Below are 16,250 nucleotides of genomic sequence, written 5' to 3' on the forward strand. Positions count from 1 at the left end.
AGTCGCCCGGTCGCGGCCGCGAGGCTGCGGCGTGCGGCCAAAGCGGCCTCGGCGAGCGCGTCATCCCCGCCAACCGCTTGGACGTCGCGGGGTGTGAGACGGCGTAGCCCTCCGCTGTCCGTGAGCACGCACGGCGTGTCGGGAAGCAGGTCGTACAGACTCGGCATGGTACCCACTGCCTCGCCGAGCGGGTTCGACAGAGCATTCCGCTGGAGCCGGGAGCGCCGTGAAGCGAGGAGTTGCATGACCTGCGGCGTGCCACGGAAGGGCGTGCCGATGGTGATGACGTCCCGGGTTGCCCGCGACAGTTCCGGGTATGCGGCCAAGGCTGCCTGCGCGACCAGCCCCCATCGAGTGGGCGATCAGCACCAGTTTCGATCCGTCGGCGGGTCCATGACGCGCGGAAGCCTGATGTGCGGCGTGTTCCCTCCATCGCGCCAGATGCCGTAGAGCGGCTTCGGCCAGGCGGCGGGCGGAGGTCCCCACCGAGAGTCGCCAGTCGTACGGGAACTCCAGCGCCGCGTCGCCGTGCACCACTACTGAGCGGACACCATTGACGAGGCGGCCGTAGGGCGACAGCCCGCCTATCAGTGGGAGCCAGGCAGGGCCCTGGAGCAGCTCGGCGGGCCGTAGGCGCCCTCCCTGTCCCTGGCGCTCCTCCTCCGTCACGGCGAGACCGTTGCTACGGCGGGTTTGCCGCATGAGGTTCATGACGTGGTTGAAGGTGCTTCCCCAGACGACCTCGTCGCTTTCTTCGTCCACCAGGGTGCTTCCGGCGAATCCTGGAATGACGACGACGGCGTCTCGGGTGTAGGGCCGGTCCACTTCGTGCCGGTAGGAGTCGACCAGGGCCCGGTTCCATGGCGCGGCCCCATCGGGGTGACTGTCCAGGTAGCTTCCGACGGCATACCCCCGACTGACGCTGCTCACGCTGACGCTGCTCACGCGCACCGATCCCGGAGACACCGCCGGTCCGTCAGGGTCCCGGTCCCGGGCGGCCACGGTTTGCCCACCCGTGTCGGGAGCGTCTGCGGTCCGTTCGGTGCTCGGGGTGGTCACGACCTCGCCGGTCAGCGAACCGAGCAGGACGTCGTCCGGCCCTTCGGTGCCGCCGACACCCAGTGACCTGGCCGTGTAGGACACCAGCTCCGGCATCTCGTCACCGATCTCGGCAGCCAGTTCGCGAATCAGCAGGGGGTGACGCCGATAGGCTTTCGAGCCCAGGTTGCGCACTCGCACCAAGGTGTCCGCGCGCAGGGAGACCGCCTCCGCGGTGTCCACGGAGCCGCCACGTCGATGGATCCTGAGCTGCGCCGCGGCCACGGACAGCAGACGGATCGCCATGCCCGGGCGCTCGGCCACGCGACGCGCCTGCGTCAGAAGGTCCAGGGCGTCGTCGAAGCGGCCGAGGTCCTCACAGGTGCGGGCCCCCAGGAGAGCCAGGTCCACGAAGACGACGGGATCGGCCGATTCCGCGGCCAGCTCCAGGGCTCGGTCGACCAGTTCGTACGCGTCCGCGGGGCGGCGCAGGGCGAGCATCGACCGCATGCTGAGCAGGGTCAGATCGAGGTTGTCGGGCACCAGATGCTCGCGTTCGGCCAACACCTCCGTCACCTCGGCGGGGTTGTCCGCCGCCAGGAGAGCCTTACCGACGCGCGTTGCCTGACGCTCCCAGGTCTCGTCGTCCGCCATGGCGCGCAGCTCGGCCGTCGCCGAGTTGCCTAGTCTCTCCGTGAGGTACACCTGGGCGCGCGCGGGCAGTTCCTCCATGGCGCTCTCCAGAAGTGCACCTGCCGCGTCGATCCAGCGCTTGTCCAGGGTCTGCGTCGACTGTGCCAGGGAGAGACGGTGGTACAGCTCCTCCACACGGCTTTCCACCAGGTCGTTCCCGGCATGGAGCAGCGCGTAGTAGCCCACGGCCTTGCGGTGGATCCGGTCCACGACGGACCGCTGGTCACGGCGCAGCAACGGCAGCATCGCCCGGCGGACGTCGCCGCGATGCACGACGGCGTCCCGGCCGGGCACCTCCTCGACCAGTGTGGCCTCGGCCCGGAAGTCGTCGAACAGTCTCCGCGCGCGTTCTTCGTCCACGTGGCCAAGACCGCACGGCCTGGCCAGCACCTCTCGGATGACCCCCGGCGTGAGGGTGCGGACGACGAGCCCGGGACTGGCGATGCGGCGCAGGTCCGGATCGTGGAGGTGGTCCAGGAGGCGCCGGTAGAGCACGCCCTGCACCGTCTCGGCGCCCAGTTGCAGCAGGAGTTCGCTCCGCAGCCGCCGATCGCCGAGGACCTGGGTTCCGGCCCGCCGCACGAGTGCGGCGGCGAGCTTGAGGTTGAGCGGACTGGTGCCGACGATGTGCATGATGGCTTCGAGCTCCCGGCCGCTCTCGGCAGGCAGGGCGTCCTCGGCACTGTCCGTCAGCTCCCGGTGGAGGAAGGCCCGGGCGGTGGCGGGGTCGAATCCCTCCAACGGTAAGCACCGGAACGGGGCCGCTTCGACGGGCGCCCGGCCGGCTGCCAGAACCCGGAGACCCGGATGGGCCAGGTGCAGCAGGGAGAGGAAGTTCAGGAGGCGCTGCACGGCGACCGGCCCGCTGCGCTGCACCTGCTCGAAGGCGTCCAGCGCGAGCAACCACAGCTGGGTGGTGCCGCCGGTGACCGATGTGACGAGCGCGGCGAACGCGTCGATCAGGGTCAACTCGTCGCGTTGATGGGCGGCCCGCGGACTGAAGTGACCGTCCTCGGAGCGAGTGAGCCGGTCAGCAGCCAGCGTGATCTCCAGCTCCCGCTTCAGTTCCTCCGTACGCCCGGCGAGGTCCGGGAAGAGCAGACCCAGTTGGCGCACAGCCTCGGCCACAAGGGTCAGCGGCCTCTCGGCGACAAGGTCGTGCCGGTCGAAGGTGAGATACAAGCAGGGCATCGGACGCAGTCCTTGAGCCGACTGCCGACCGTCGTCGTCCGGTGCACCGACGTCCGCGGGGGGACGGCCGCCTGCGTTGCCGCGGTCGGCGGCAGCGACGTCGGCTGCGGCCTGTGGCCGGCCGTCGTCGGCTGCGAAGCCGTGGGCAACGCGGCCGTAGCCGTCGATACGGTCCAGCACGAAGCGGGCGACGAGTGTCGACTTGCCCACGCCGCCAGGCCCGTGCACGAACGCCCAGGAGCCGGGAGCGTCACCGCGTTGCCACTTCTCCGGGTCCGCCGAGTCGGGCCGGTTGTTGTCCGGGGCTTCGCCGAGGTGAGCACTGAGCCAGGCCAGTTCGTCGGTACGGCCGGTGAACTTGGCGTCGGCGAGGGCGCACAGCGGTTGAAGCAGGCGGGCCCGTCCTATGGCGTGCTCGATGTCGTCGGGATCCGGCAGCACGACTCCGTCCCGAGCCAGTTGGTCCCGAGCGCGCGGGGCCTCCTTGAACCAACCGACCACGGTCAGCCCGGTGTACAACTCGTCAAAGCTCTGCTCGGCCAGCGGCCGATCTGCGCCCAGGAGGAGACGCTCGGTCCAGGCTCGTGCCGGGTCTTCGCCGATGTCGGACGCGGATCTTGCCGCGGCCAGCAGCCTGTCACGGGTGCTCAGGTCATCCAGCGTCCGGGCCCGGGGGCCGGGAGCCAGGCACCACCGACGGCCCCGGGACGTCGTGATACGCGAACAGTCCTCCAGCAGGAAATCCTGTAACGCGGCGCTGTGTGTGGCGGTCTCGTCGTCCTCCGGAGGAACGAGGTCGTGGGCGGTGAACGAGCCCAGGAGTACCGTCCGTTCTCGGAACGTGCGGCGGTCGTGGGGGCTCTCCTGCTGGTGTGCGCCGATCGGAACCTTAGCCACGCCGCTCACCGCGGGCGTACTGCTCGCGGGCCCAGGACGCGGCGGCGAGTTGCAGTCTGTCGGTCATCGGCAGTGGCGCGTCGGCGGTGACGTCTCCCCCGCCGGATCGGCTGCTCAGTTCGTTGGCGAGGTGGTCGGCCTGGTCGGGGTCGACGGGCTTGCCTGCTTCCTTGGCGACGGCGAGCACGTAGTCGTGCAAGTCCTTGCCGGTGAGGGGGGTCAACTCCTCATGGCAGACATACGACTGCAGGTCGGAGGGCAGCCAGCCGTCGTACGCCAGCAGGACGATGCGGAGCCGGTCCGCCATCTCTTCCTCGATGACCGCGGCCACCAGACGGGTCAGGGCTCTCAGGGCAGGCTCTGTGAACCGCACGGACTCCGAGTCGTCGATCACGAGCCAGTGGCCGCTCTGCGCTCGGCTGTCACGTTGCTCCTCGTTCATCACGTTCTCGATCTGGTTCACCAGGCTCCGTGCCTGGCTGTCCTCCGATGTGTTGAGGTCTATGGAGATGTTCCATCCGAACAGTTCCCGCAGTGTGTGCCCGATATCCGCGACCCGCACCGGGGAGTAGTAGTCACTCATGCGGATCCGGCGACGGTTGACGCGATAGCTGTCCAGCACGTGTGCGATCAGGTACCAGCTGTGTGTCCTGCCGGAACGGCGCTGGCCCCGCACGGCCAGCACGCGTTTCCCCCCGCCCGTGACCATGTCGTGCAGTGTGGTCCGGAACGTCAGACGGTTGAAGAAGGCTCTCTGGCGGTTGTTGACCAGATAGACGGAACAGGGGTCCGCCTCCTGGGAGGACGTCTCCTCGGTCAGCAGATACTGGAAGACGGGGTGGGCGGTGGTGTTGGGATCGGCGGCAGCGGTCTCGACGAGAGCCCGCAGGCGGCCTGCGGGGGCCGCCTTTTCCAGGGCCTCCGGCCACACGTCGGCCATGCTGTTTTCCCAGTTGATGTCGCCCTCCTTGAGACCGGCGCTGAGAATGAGCTGGCGTGCGGTGTGCTTGTTCCCGTAGACGGTGATCAGTGCCTTGAGGAGGTTCTTGGCGCGTTCGTCATCGAGGTTGAACGCGCAGTCGTCGATCAACGCGGGCATCGGTTCACACCAGCCGCTTTCGGGTGAGCCCTTCGACGACACGCTCGATCCGAAGGCCTTCGTTGCGGAACTCGGCCGGCTCGTCGCCCGCACCGATCCTGCGCCAGCGGCGGTGCAGGGCGACCAGCGCCCAGTGTTCGTCGAAGACCGGTGAGCCGGACGAGCCCTGTTCTGTGTCGGTCCAGTACTGGATCACGGTGTCGTCCACGTGCCGTACGACGTTGTGGCGGGCGCCGAGTTTCTTCACGCCGCCGTGCGGGTGCTGGATGATGTAGACCCTGTCGTTCCTGGCCACCGAAACGCTTCCGGGGAAGGGCACACGCATGGCGTCGTCAGGCATGTCTGCCGTGCTGCGGATGGCTGCCCAGTCCGGCTCGGATTCGCCGACGGCCGATGCCGGTTCGCAAACCACCACCTGGTGATCACGAGTCCGCCCGTGCAGGTCGGCTTCGTAGCCGAACCAGGCCTCCACCGCCGTGGGTTGCTCTCCCGCGGCGTCGAACAGCACGTGGTGGTTGGTCAACAGCAGATCATCCGCGATGCGGAACGCGGTCCCGTGGTACTGGGCGCCGTCAGCCGCTGTGACACGCAGTCGGCACACGGCGGTGGCCAGTTCCGTGCCTCGGCGCAGGAAGACCACGTCCTGAAGGGTACTGGAGCGAAAGATCTGGCGCTCGAGGTCGTCGACATCTTCGAAGTGTGCGAAGTCTCCTGCCCTGTTGGTCCGGTCGGGAGCCTCCACCACGGGATGCGTATCGAGCAGTTCACGAACCCGGTCGCCGACGGCCCGGTCGGGTCCGGAGGTGACAGCCTCCAGCAGGGGCCGCAACTGCTTCTGGTTGCTGGCCGTTTCGATGAGGTCGAACCAGACGGTCATCATGGGGCGGTCCCAGTTGACGTAGCCGGTCACCACTCCTGCCCGCTTGGCCATTTGCTCGACCTGTGAGGAGCGGTTGTACACCGAGGCCAGCAGATCGCGCAGCTCCAGAGCGCCGGGCGCGTTCCATTGAAAAGGCACTCTGTCCACGAAGTGAGTCATCGTCTGTCACTCGATATCGATCGTCGGTCGCGGCCAACGGCCAGGTCATTTCTGCGGCAGGAACGACCAGTAGTCGCCGTCCGGGTGCGGTGTGCGGGCAAGCCCGTAGCGCTGTGCCGGCCCATGGCCGTGCCTGAGCAACCCATGGAGATCGGCGAGTACGGTGGCGTGGTTGCCCACGTAGGAGTGGCCGAGGATGTCGGTCCCCAACTCGGTGACGTCGACGGTGTCCAGTCCCGGCGCGACGATCACCGAGGTGCCGCCCTGCCCCGCTCGCGGGAAGTCCGACAGTCTACGGGCCGCGGCCAGGGCGCGATCCTTGTCGGAGACGTACAGCGTGCAGGTGCGGGCCTGCCGGAGAGCGGCGGGGAGAAGGTGCCGGAAGACGTCGCGGTCGACGTCCGGAGCGGCGAACACGATGTGGCCCAGCCGTCCGGAGTTCCCCGGCAGTGCCGTGGTGTCCAGACCGGCCAGCCCGTCGGTGAGTAGTCGGTTTCCCATGCTGTGGGCGATGATGTGCACGTGGCGCACACCCGTCCGGGTGAGCAGGGTCCGCAGGAATGTCTGGAAGTACGGGACGGCCCGGCGTGCGGCGTCCCCGTCCGCTGGGTAGTCCAGCACCCCGCCCTTCGACGCCCAGCTGTAAAGCAGGACCACTCCGGTGAAGTTGAGGTCGTAGGCGATCTGAGCGGCGTGCCTGGCGGCGTCGGCGAAGGTGACGTTGTAGCCGTGCACGAACACCAGCGCTTCCCGGTCCGTACCGTGATCGAGCTGCGTACGCACTCGCTGAACCAAGGCGTCGGCGTCCGCTTGCTCGGTCGCGCCGAGCACCACGTCCCGGACCGGGTCAGGACGGAATTGCAGACGCCACCAACGGGGTTTGCCCACCGAACCGACCGTGCGGTCGTCGGGCACGCTCACCGTGGCTTGTCCGTAGGAGAGTGCACCACGCCGGGACCCATAGGCCCCCGAGCCCTGCTCCGCTCGGTCGGTGGCGTACATGACGGGCACGAGCAGCGAACGCTGAAAGGCGGTCCAGTAGGAGGGCGCGGCCGCGGGCCCGAAGCGTTCTTGTCCTTCGGCCAGCCGATCGAACTCCTCGTTCAGCCAGGCCCCCAGAGGTGGGCGAGCCCGAAGGGCGGCCTCCACGGAACGCGCCGCGGTGTCGATGAGGTCGAAGGACTCGGGCGTCATATTGGGCGCCTCAGCCGCGGCCGTCGCGCTTGCCTGGTCGTAGGCGCACAGGCCGGCCAGCACCAGGTCTTCGAGGTCGCTCAGTTCGTGCTCCGAGACATGTCCTACGACTCTCGGCCAGATGGCCGCCACCGCCGGCACCAGCGGCCCCCACTGTTCCAATGCCCCTCCCCCGGAAGTGGCGGCGTCCAGATCTCGGATCTGCGCCGACACATCAGAGGCAGCATACCCAGATGAGATCGCACGGTGCTCCTGTTCGTCCTGGTCGCCTTCGAGGCTTGGCTCGCCGAACAAATGGCCGAGTGACCTGAACGCAGTAAACGGACACGAAGATCCCGAGCAGGGACCCAACAGGGTTGTCCTGTTGAGTAATTGAGGGATGAGATATACCGGCGAGTTCCGACGCCGCCCCGTCCATCGGCGTGGCCGAGCTGAGGCACATCGCCGCCACCTCGGAGAACCGTATGCGCCCGATGCCCCTGTTGGAGCCTCGTTAGGGTTCGGTCGTATGACCGACCGCGTTCTGGAACTCTTGCGCAGCCACACTGATCTGGCCGAACTGGCCGCGTTCCCGTTCGACTTCGATGTGAGCCGGGCCTATCACGTCGAGGCGGTGCACCTGGCGTCCGGTTCGTCGCTGGAGCCGATCGCCGGCGACCGCACCGGCGGCACGTACTTCCTGTGCGGGGGAACGGCTGTGCTCCACGCGTCCTCCGCGGGGGACGCCGTGCTGCTCGCCGACAGTGTCGGCGAGGCGATCGAGATCCTCGTCCGGCTGCCCGGGCGGCGCCAGAACATCTCCACCGAGCTGGACGAGGAGGACCTGCTCGCCGAGATGCGTGCGGCGGACGAAGAATTGCCGAAGGAGCTCGCCCGCGAACTGGACGCGCAGCGAGCGGCGTTGATCAGCGGTCTGGGCCTGCCGGACCGGCCGCTGGTCGAACTCCTTGCCCTGGCGGAATCGGCTGCCGGGCGCACCGAGCCGGACCATGTCCTGCTCAACTCCCACAAGCTCTGCGCGTACCGGCTGGACGAGTCCTTCCGCCAGCCCCTGCGCGACGTCGTTCTCGGCCCGGGACGGGAGACGCTGGAACGGATGCGTTCCGGCGACCTCCGCGCGCGGGAGGATGCGGCCGAGGATGCGGTGCTACGGGCGGGGGTGCTGCGGGCGGCGCAGTATGACCGCCGGGACGACGACCTGCCGCTGCTGCGTTTCCTCCTGGAGTGCGAGAGTGCCGAGCGAACCGAGTGGTTCGAGGAGCGGCGGCTGGCCGCTGTGCTGGTGGCGTTGCACGGTCAGGACGGGGACGTTCGGCTGCTGCGGTCGGCCACTGCCGGGCAGGTCACCGACAGTACCGGAGCCCTGGAGTGGGCCCGCGCCGAGGAAGCCAAGCGGCACGGGCGGGAAGTGGTTGGGGAGAGCGAGTTCACCTGGATCGAGCTGGCCCACCGGCAGGGTCGTGTCGAGCACGCCCGGGTCGCGCTCATCCGCATGCTGGACGACACGGGTCCGGACGCGGACCGACTACGGGAGCTCAGCCGCGCGTTGGAGCGCATCGGTGACCACGCGCAGGCGGCCCGCGCCCAGTTCAACCTCCTCTCCCTTCAGGACACGCCATGGGACTGCGCCTCGGAGGCGTACGTCCTCGCCCGCCTGGAGCGTCGTAAGGGCGACCTCGCGGCAGCGGGGCGGGCGCTGGAGCGGGCACGTGCGGCGGTCGGCGCCGATGGCGCCACGTCGGACCGAGTGGTTCCCCAGTGGCACCGCCGTGGGCTCGGCCGACTGATCACGGAGCAGCATTTGGAGCTGACGCTCGCCGCGGTCGAGGCGGGTGACGCGGAACTCGCGCGTACGACGATGGCGCACGGCAGGGTCCTGCTGGACACGATCGGCAAGGAGTCGGCGAAGGCGCTCAGCCAGCTGTCCACGCGGGCGAAATGGGCGGTGGCCGGGCTTCGCCCGCCCGGCTCCTGACACCTGCGGACCGCCACGGCGGAGGAGCGGACGTGCCCCTGTCCTGGGTCGCGGGCGGCCCGCTCAGCCTGGAGGCCGGCATGAATGCGGGCGGTGAGCGCATCGGTGGACGAACCGGAACCGTGCATGGTGCACGGCTCGTCCGACTTGATCAGGAATCACAAGACCAGTTCCCCGCCGCATCACCCGCGGCAAGCAGAGCCCGGCCCGCCTGCCCATCCGGTCAGGTTCATCGTGCGGGGCCTCCACGCTTGGGTGGGTCGGCCCGGTCCCAGGGCCCGATCATCCACGACCAGGATCTACTTTTGCCGCGGAGTCTCGGCCGAGCTCCATGAGGAACTGTCGTTGGCCGTCCAGGAATCCGTCCGCGAAGAGCGAGCGGGGGGAGAAAAGTGCGGTGAGTGTGGTCTCGAGGTCCGACTGCTCGATGGACTGCTTGACCAGTGAATGGGCCGCGTCCGGGTAACGCTTGACTGTCAGGCCACCTTCCGCTTCCAGCACCTTGCGGTAGACGCGCTCGGTGTCGGCGGTGTCCACGTTGATGTCATGGCCTGCGAGGGCCAGCAGCACCGGTATGCCCCGCAGGGCGCGGAGGTCGTGCGTGGCGTCCGCGGTGTAGTTCTTGGAGATGAAGCCCCAGCGGCCGGTGGTCATGCCGTCCGCGTCGCCGCCCATCGCCCTGACGTACTCCCCGAAGGTCGCATGGCGTTCCAGCAGGCGGCGGGTGGTGTCGCTCTTGGCGATCTCGGCCTTGGTGCGGGATGCCGGTGCGCCGTCGGCGCGCAGCTCGGCGAGGAGGTTGTAGCGGCCCTGCTGGAGCCAGTTGATCGCGGGCGAGAGGGCGATGACGAAGCTCACGGGCGTCTTGGCGGCGACCTTCGGCAGGACCCAGCCCGCCTGGCTGGCGCCCCAGAGTCCGATCCGGTCGCCGTCGATGTCCGGGCGGGCGCGCGCCCAGGCGATGGCGGCGGCTGCCTCGTTGGCCCGGTCGTCCATGGACTGGTCGAGCCAGTCGCCGGGGGCGCCCGCGACGCCGGGCTTGTCCCAGGACAGGGAGGCGTACCCGGCCTTGGCGTTGGCTTCCCACATGGGCTTGTAACCGTCGTCGTGGGTGGCGCCGACTGGGCCGTCGCCGTGGACGTAAACGACCAGGCCGTGGCGGTTGCGGCCGTCCCTGGGGGTGGCCAGTACGCCGTTGAGGGTGTGGCCGCCGTGGCGAATCGAGACCCGCCGTTCGTCCATGTCGTAGGAGTTCTGCCACAGCACCACACCGACGAGATTGGCGGCCACGATCAGAACCGTGACGAGTGACCACACACCGGTGCGGAGCCCGCGCCGCCGGGATTGGATCTTTGGGCACATGGGACTGACCACCTCTGTCGGGTGTCGGGTGTCGGAGGCCGGCGAGAGGTGAAACTATCATTACCAGCACGGTCGTTGTGAAGATGATAGTTTTGAATTGAGGTCGCAGCGAGACAAGGAGACGGCATGGGACTGGACACAACGGGCGCCGGCACTGGACCGGTGACAGTCCGGCGGGGTGTTCCGGCCGGAGCCGAGCGGCGGGCGGCCGAGCTGTACTGGGACGCCTTCGGCCGCAAACTCGGCCCCGCCCTGAACCCTCCGGACAAGGCGGTGCCCTTCCTCGCCGCCCACCTGAACGCCGATCGCGCGGTCTGCGCGCTCCTCGACGGGCAGCTCGTCGGCCTCGCCGGCTACCAACTCGGCGGCCGGGCCCTCACCGGAGGGTCGGCCTCCGCCGTGCTGCGCGTGTATGGACACCTGCGAGGACTGCACCGACTGCTGCTCCTCGCCCTGTTCGAACGCCATCCCGCCCCCGGGCAACTCGTCATGGACGGCATCGCCGTGGACGCCGGCATACGAGGCCGCGGCGTCGGGAGCCTGCTCATAGAGGAAGTGGCCGCCGTCGCGGTGGAGCAGGACTGCCGCGAGATCAGACTGGATGTGATCGACACCAACCCGCGAGCCAGAGCCCTGTACGAGCGGCGCGGCTTCACGGCCGTGCGGACCGAGCGCACGCCCTACCTGCGCGGGCTGCTGGGGTTCGGCGGAGTGACCACCATGCGTCGCGCCGTCGGAACGAGAGGAGCTGCACACCTGTGAGCGCTGAGGCGGACCACGTCGAAATTCCCACCCGCCTGCTCGTCCACGCGCTGATCCGGGAGGACGGCACCGTCAGCACGGACGAGCTGTACACCGTCGCCAACGCCCTGGGCATGAGCGACCAGCAGGTCCGGCTGTGCATCAAACGCCTCGTGACCGAAGGCCGGTTCACCCACGAAGGCCGCGGCCGCAAGGCGGAGCTGCACGCGACCGCGGAGACCACGCGTGCCCTCGCCCCCAACGCGGACTTCCTCCGGCACGCCTTCCAGCAGGAAGCCGGGCTCGCGCCGTGGGACGGTGTCTGGCACCTGGTCGCCTTCGCGGTGCCCGAATCGGCGCGCACGGTCCGGGACTCTCTGCGCGAGACGCTCGTCCACCTCGGCGGCGCCCCGCTCCAGGGCGGACTGTACGTCTGCGCCAACACCTGGGAGCCGTACGTCGAAGAAGCGGCCCACCGCCTCGGCGCCCATGGCGCCCTCACCCTCCTCACCACGACAGACCTGCGCAGGGGCGACATCCAAGATCCTGCCGAACTCGCCCGCCGCTTGTGGCCCTTGCAGGAAATCTCCGACCGATACCACCGCCTCAGCCGCGTCGCCCAGCCCCGCCTCGCCCGGCTCACCGGCCCAACCGGACTCTCCCCCTCCGAACTCCTCACCATCGCGGTCGAGCTGGCCGCCGAACTCACCCGCGCCATGGAGCGCGACCCACTGTTGCCGCCTCAGCTCCTGCCCCAACCCTGGCCCGGCGCGCAGGCCCGGGAGCTCATCGCCCGGTGCTGGGCGGCCCTGCACGCACGAGAACCCGGCGAAGCCCGCCCTGTCTTCTTCCGCCTCTACGCCGACGTCACCCGGGAGGCGGCAGACCGCGCCGCGCGCAGCGGCGACCGGGCGGCCGCGGCTCGCCCATCAGCAGGTGGTCAATGGCATGGTCTACGAGATCCACACCGTGATCTTCTGGCGTAACCTGCCGGAACGCCACGGACCATGGCCAGACGGTCCCCTACCAACGGTCCCCTACCAACTCACCGCGGCACAAGGCTGAGACCCGGTGCCCATCGCGGTGGAGAAGGAGCACCTGGCCGGGCACTTCTCCGTGGCGGGCTCCTTCGACACCATCGGCCACCGCTGTCAGTGGCCCCTCAGCCGAGGACCCGCAGCAGGTGTTCCACCGCCTCGGCCATGCGGGTGCGGGCAGTCGCCAGGTAGGCCCGCGGGTCGACGGTGTGCATGTCCCCGGCGATGAAGTCGCGGATCGCCCCGGTGAAGGCGATGTTCAGCGCCGTACCGATGTTGATCTTCGTCATGCCTCCCATGGTCGCCCGGCGGAGTTCGTCGTCTGGTACGCCGGTCGAACCGTGCAGGACCAGCGGGACCGGGACGGCGTGCGCGAGCCGGGCGATGAGGTCGTGGTCGAGTTTCGCGGTTCTGGTCGTCATCGCGTGGGAGCTGCCGACCGCGACAGCGAGCGCGTCGACGCCGGTGGCGGTCACGAAAGCGCGTGCTTCGTCGGGATCGGTACGGACTCCGGGGGCGTGTACGCCGTCCTTGCCGCCGATTTTGCCGAGTTCGGCCTCCAGCCACAGTCCCTGGGCGTGGGCCCAGTCGGCCGCGGCGCGGGTGGCGGCGACATTCTCGTCGTGCGGCAGCGCCGAGGCGTCGTACATCGCCGAGCCGAAGCCGAAGTCGCCGGCGCGGCGCAGCAGCGCCTCGTCGGTGACGTGGTCCAGATGCAGGCCGACCGGGACGCGGGCGCCCTCCGCCACGGCGGCCGTGGCGGAGGCGAGGGGGCCGAGGGAGCCGCCGTGGAAGCGGACCGCGTTTTCGCTGATCTGGCAGATGACCGGTGCTCCGGCAGCCTCGGCGCCCGCGACGATCGCCTCGGCGTGCTCGAGTGTGATCACATTGAACGCGCCGACGCCGCGGCCGTCGGCGCGGGCGGAGCGGACGAGTTCGGCGGTGGAGAACAGGGGCATGGGGTAGTAATGGCCTTCCTGGGCTGAGACATCCGTGCACGAATTCGCTTGTTTTGGCGAGATAAAATGCTCAAACAGGCATCAGCCTTCACATCCGGGCTCTACATATCCGGGCTTCGGAGATTCGGGCTTCGGAGATTCGGACTTCGGCCTGTGATGTTCATGGGCCCGCACACCACGAACAGGGGACAACGCATGGCGGCACCGCAGGCCAGATGGAGCGCGTTGCTGGAGATGCTGACGCGCGACGGGCGGATCGAGGTCGACGCCGCCGCGGACGAACTGCGGGTCTCCGCCGCCACGATCCGGCGTGATCTGGACGAGCTGGCGCGCCAGCAGATGGTGACCCGCACGCACGGCGGTGCTGTGATCAACGCGATCGCGTACGACCTGCCGCTCCGCTACAAGGCCGCGCGCAACGCTCCGGAGAAGGAGCGGATCGCCGACGCGGCGGCGGGCCTGGTGAAGGCGGGCGCCGTGGTGGGTCTGAACGGCGGCACCACGACCACCGCGGTCGCCCGGGCGCTGGCCGTCAGGCCCGAGTTGAGCACGGAGGGCGCCGGTCCCTCGCTGACGGTCGTCACCAACGCGCTGAACATCGCCAACGAGCTGGTCGTACGCCGCCATGTGAAGCTCGTCGTCACCGGGGGTGTGGCCCGCCCGGCCTCGTACGAACTCACCGGGCCGCTGGCCACCGAGGTGCTCGCACAGATCACCCTCGATCAGGTCTTCATCGGCGTCGACGCGATCGATGTCCGGCACGGGGCCACGGCCCAGGACGAGGGCGAGGCCGGCATCAACCGGGCGTTGGCCCTCCGCGCCGAACAGGTGGTCGTGGTCGCGGACTCCTCCAAGCTGGGCCGGCGGGCTTTCGCCCGGATCTGCCCGGTGGAGGACGTCCATGTGCTGGTGACCGACAAGGCGGCGGGCCCCGAGCTGACCGAGCCGTTCGCCGCGGCGGGCGTGGAGATCGTCCGGGCCTGAGGATCTTCGCGTGTTCCAGGCCGGGGCCGGCGGGCGTGCGGCCAAGGCCGGAGCCGGAGCCCCGGCCGAAGCCCGGACCGGGGGCGGAGCCCCGACCCCAGCCCCAGCCCCAGCGCCGGCCCCGGCCCATGGGCCTGCCCGGCTGATCACTTGATGCCGCCGGCCGTCAGACCGCTGATCAGATAGCGCTCCACGAAGACGAACAGGACGACGACCGGCACGATCGCGATCAGCGAGGTGGCGAAGAGGTACTGCCACTGCTCCTGGTAGGCCGTGACGAAGCCCGGGATGGCCTTGGTCAGCGTCGTCCGGTCGCCGGACGAGGTGATGGTGAGCGCGACGACGTACTCGTTCCAGGCCCCGATGAACGTGTAGACGAGCGCGGTCACCACTCCCGGCAGCGCCAGCGGCAGGGTGACCCGGGCCAGCGCGCCCAGCCGTCCCGCCCCGTCCATGTACGCCGCCTCCTCCAGCTCCTTGGGGATGCTCGCGAAGTACGCGTTGAGGATCCAGATGCAGAACGGCAGGTTGAACGCCGCGTTGACCAGGATCAGCCCCTCCGCGGTGTCGGTCAGATCGAGGCTGACCATCTCCCGGTAGATGCCCACCAGCAGCGCGGTCGGCGCGAACATCTGGGTGACCAGCACCAGCAGCAGGAAGGCGCCACGCCCGCGGAACCGGTGGCGGGCGGTGTAGTACGCGGCAGGCAGGCCCACAGCCAGTGCGAGGAGCGTGGACATCCCGGCGACGTACAGCGAGAACCAGAGCGCGTCGCTGACCGGCGGATCCTTCAGCGACCAGACATCGGCGAAGTTGGACCACTCCCACCGTGACGGCAGATAGGACGGCGGTGACTTCATCAGTTCCGGCGTCGGCTTCAGGGCCGTGAGCAGCATCTGAACGTACGGCGCGAGGAACGTCAGGGCGACCAGCCAGCCCACCGCCGTCAGCAGTACGGTGCGCAGCCGGGGCGGGCGCCGCCGCCGGGCGGTTGTGGCCGCGCCTTCGGCTGCGTTTTCGGCTGCGGTTTCGGCCGTGGGTGCGGTTTCGGCTGTGACGGCGGACATCAGCCGGTCTCCTCTCGGCGGCGGACGACGCGCAGATACACCAGCACCACCAGGAGGATCAGCGCGAAGTTCACCACGGCCAGGGCGGCCGACTCGCCGACGTCCTGATTGTCGAACGCGAGTTTGTACATATAGGTGGTGGTCGTGTCGGTGGAGAAGCCGGGGCCGCCTCGGGTCATCGCCCAGATGACCGGGAACGAATTGAACACGTTGATGACGTTGATGATCGCGGCGACCAGCAGGGACGGGCGCAGCAGCGGCAGTGTGATGCCGAGATAGGTGCGGACCGGTCCCGCGCCGTCCAGGCGGGCCGCCTCGTAGACCTCGGCCGGGATGGTTCCCAGCCCGGAGAGGATGACGAACGCGGTGAACGGCAGGGAGACGAAGACCGCCGCGGCCATCATCCAGGCGAACGCCTGGACAGGGTCGGCGAGCCAGTTCACCGGCTTGTCCAGGAGGCCAACGTCCATCAGTACGCGGTTGACGACGCCGTAGAAGTTGTTGAGCATCCAGCGCCAGGTGAGCGCCGTCATCAGCACCGACGCCGCCCACGGCACGATCAGCGCCCAGCGGACCAGCCGACGCCCCGGGAAACGGGCGTTGAGCAACTGCGCCAGGCCCAGCGAGACGGTGATGGTGACCGTCACCACGCCCACCACCCAGATGAGGGTGCGCAGGACCACGCCCGGCAGGTCCGGCTCGGCGAACAGCTCGGTGTAGTTGGCACCGCCCGCGAAGCCCTGGGTCAGTCCGGTGGAGCTGATGTCCATCAGGGAGGTGCGGACCATCTCGACGACGGGCCAGACGACCACGGCCAGGATCAGTACGAGTGCGGGTCCGAGCCACAGCAGCGGCTCCAGCGCCCGCAGACGGCGTGCGGGCCGGGGGCGGCGGGAGCCGCGTTCCGGTGCCGCCGGGGTCCGGTCCTTCTTCGCCCCGACGGTGCGTGCGGTGGCGTCCTGTACGGCCACCCC

12 protein-coding genes are annotated in these 16,250 nt (G+C 69.2%); 4 read left to right on the top strand and 8 right to left on the bottom strand.

Annotated features, from left to right (window positions below; genetic code table 11):
* Positions 1–60 precede the first annotated feature (60 nt).
* Genes JIX55_RS02620 through JIX55_RS02635 form a run of 4 tightly spaced genes read right to left on the bottom strand, consistent with a single transcriptional unit; the run spans position 61 to position 7,313 of the window.
* Positions 61–3,819, bottom strand: coding sequence for a tetratricopeptide repeat protein (locus tag JIX55_RS02620; protein WP_257561569.1), 3,759 nt, complete (start codon positions 3,817–3,819; stop codon positions 61–63).
* The gene (locus JIX55_RS02625) at positions 3,812–4,918 is read right to left on the bottom strand and encodes an effector-associated domain EAD1-containing protein (RefSeq protein WP_257561570.1); all 1,107 of its coding nucleotides are present in this window, start codon (positions 4,916–4,918) and stop codon (positions 3,812–3,814) included. The genes JIX55_RS02620 and JIX55_RS02625 overlap by 8 nt, the downstream gene beginning before the upstream one ends.
* 4 nt (positions 4,919–4,922) lie before the next feature.
* Positions 4,923–5,957, bottom strand: a complete 1,035-nt coding sequence (locus JIX55_RS02630) for a serine protease (protein WP_257561571.1) — start codon at positions 5,955–5,957, stop codon at positions 4,923–4,925.
* A gap of 45 nt (positions 5,958–6,002) precedes the next feature.
* Positions 6,003–7,313, bottom strand: a complete 1,311-nt coding sequence (locus JIX55_RS02635) for an alpha/beta hydrolase (protein ID WP_257561572.1) — start codon at positions 7,311–7,313, stop codon at positions 6,003–6,005.
* Between the two features lie 346 nt (positions 7,314–7,659).
* On the opposite strand from JIX55_RS02635, the gene JIX55_RS02640 reads away from it, so the two are divergent.
* A complete protein-coding gene (locus JIX55_RS02640; RefSeq protein ID WP_257561573.1) occupies positions 7,660–9,126 on the top strand; it encodes a hypothetical protein in 1,467 nt (488 codons plus the stop codon).
* Between the two features lie 282 nt (positions 9,127–9,408).
* Here the strand turns inward: JIX55_RS02640 and JIX55_RS02645 are convergent, their stop codons facing one another.
* Positions 9,409–10,416, bottom strand: a complete 1,008-nt coding sequence (locus JIX55_RS02645; RefSeq protein ID WP_306819975.1) for an alpha/beta hydrolase family protein — start codon at positions 10,414–10,416, stop codon at positions 9,409–9,411.
* Positions 10,417–10,614: 198 nt separating this feature from the next.
* On the opposite strand from JIX55_RS02645, the gene JIX55_RS02650 reads away from it, so the two are divergent.
* Together JIX55_RS02650 and JIX55_RS02655 are read left to right on the top strand one after the other, a co-directional pair.
* The gene (locus JIX55_RS02650; RefSeq protein ID WP_257561575.1) at positions 10,615–11,250 is read left to right on the top strand and encodes a GNAT family N-acetyltransferase; all 636 of its coding nucleotides are present in this window, start codon (positions 10,615–10,617) and stop codon (positions 11,248–11,250) included.
* Positions 11,247–12,215 carry a PaaX family transcriptional regulator C-terminal domain-containing protein gene (locus JIX55_RS02655; protein ID WP_257561576.1) on the top strand — a complete coding sequence of 323 codons (969 nt, stop codon included), beginning with the start codon at positions 11,247–11,249 and terminating at the stop codon, positions 12,213–12,215. The genes JIX55_RS02650 and JIX55_RS02655 overlap by 4 nt, the downstream gene beginning before the upstream one ends.
* A gap of 176 nt (positions 12,216–12,391) precedes the next feature.
* On the opposite strand, the gene JIX55_RS02660 is transcribed toward JIX55_RS02655, so the two are convergent.
* Positions 12,392–13,225, bottom strand: a complete 834-nt coding sequence (locus JIX55_RS02660) for a class II fructose-bisphosphate aldolase (RefSeq protein WP_257561577.1) — start codon at positions 13,223–13,225, stop codon at positions 12,392–12,394.
* A gap of 195 nt (positions 13,226–13,420) precedes the next feature.
* Between JIX55_RS02660 and JIX55_RS02665 the strand changes: the two genes are divergently transcribed.
* Positions 13,421–14,209: a DeoR/GlpR family DNA-binding transcription regulator gene (locus JIX55_RS02665; protein WP_257561578.1), complete on the top strand. Its 789-nt coding sequence runs from the start codon at positions 13,421–13,423 to the stop codon at positions 14,207–14,209.
* A gap of 146 nt (positions 14,210–14,355) precedes the next feature.
* On the opposite strand, the gene JIX55_RS02670 is transcribed toward JIX55_RS02665, so the two are convergent.
* Complete coding sequence (locus JIX55_RS02670; protein WP_257561579.1) at positions 14,356–15,276, bottom strand: carbohydrate ABC transporter permease; 921 nt, start codon at positions 15,274–15,276, stop codon at positions 14,356–14,358.
* On the bottom strand, positions 15,276–16,247 hold the full coding sequence (locus tag JIX55_RS02675) for a carbohydrate ABC transporter permease (RefSeq protein ID WP_257561580.1): 972 nt from the start codon (positions 16,245–16,247) through the stop codon (positions 15,276–15,278). The genes JIX55_RS02670 and JIX55_RS02675 overlap by 1 nt, the downstream gene beginning before the upstream one ends.
* Positions 16,248–16,250: the final 3 nt, after the last annotated feature.

This window comes from Streptomyces sp. DSM 40750 (genome assembly GCF_024612035.1).
Taxonomy (GTDB): domain Bacteria; phylum Actinomycetota; class Actinomycetes; order Streptomycetales; family Streptomycetaceae; genus Streptomyces.

Coding starts and splice junctions, on each gene's coding strand:
- JIX55_RS02650 (WP_257561575.1), top strand. CDS start 10,615: ATGGGACTGGACACAACGGGCGCCGGCACTGGACCGGTGACAGTCCGG.
- JIX55_RS02640 (WP_257561573.1), top strand. CDS start 7,660: ATGACCGACCGCGTTCTGGAACTCTTGCGCAGCCACACTGATCTGGCC.
- JIX55_RS02630 (WP_257561571.1), bottom strand. CDS start 5,957: ATGACTCACTTCGTGGACAGAGTGCCTTTTCAATGGAACGCGCCCGGC.
- JIX55_RS02625 (WP_257561570.1), bottom strand. CDS start 4,918: ATGCCCGCGTTGATCGACGACTGCGCGTTCAACCTCGATGACGAACGC.
- JIX55_RS02660 (WP_257561577.1), bottom strand. CDS start 13,225: ATGCCCCTGTTCTCCACCGCCGAACTCGTCCGCTCCGCCCGCGCCGAC.
- JIX55_RS02665 (WP_257561578.1), top strand. CDS start 13,421: ATGGCGGCACCGCAGGCCAGATGGAGCGCGTTGCTGGAGATGCTGACG.
- JIX55_RS02670 (WP_257561579.1), bottom strand. CDS start 15,276: ATGTCCGCCGTCACAGCCGAAACCGCACCCACGGCCGAAACCGCAGCC.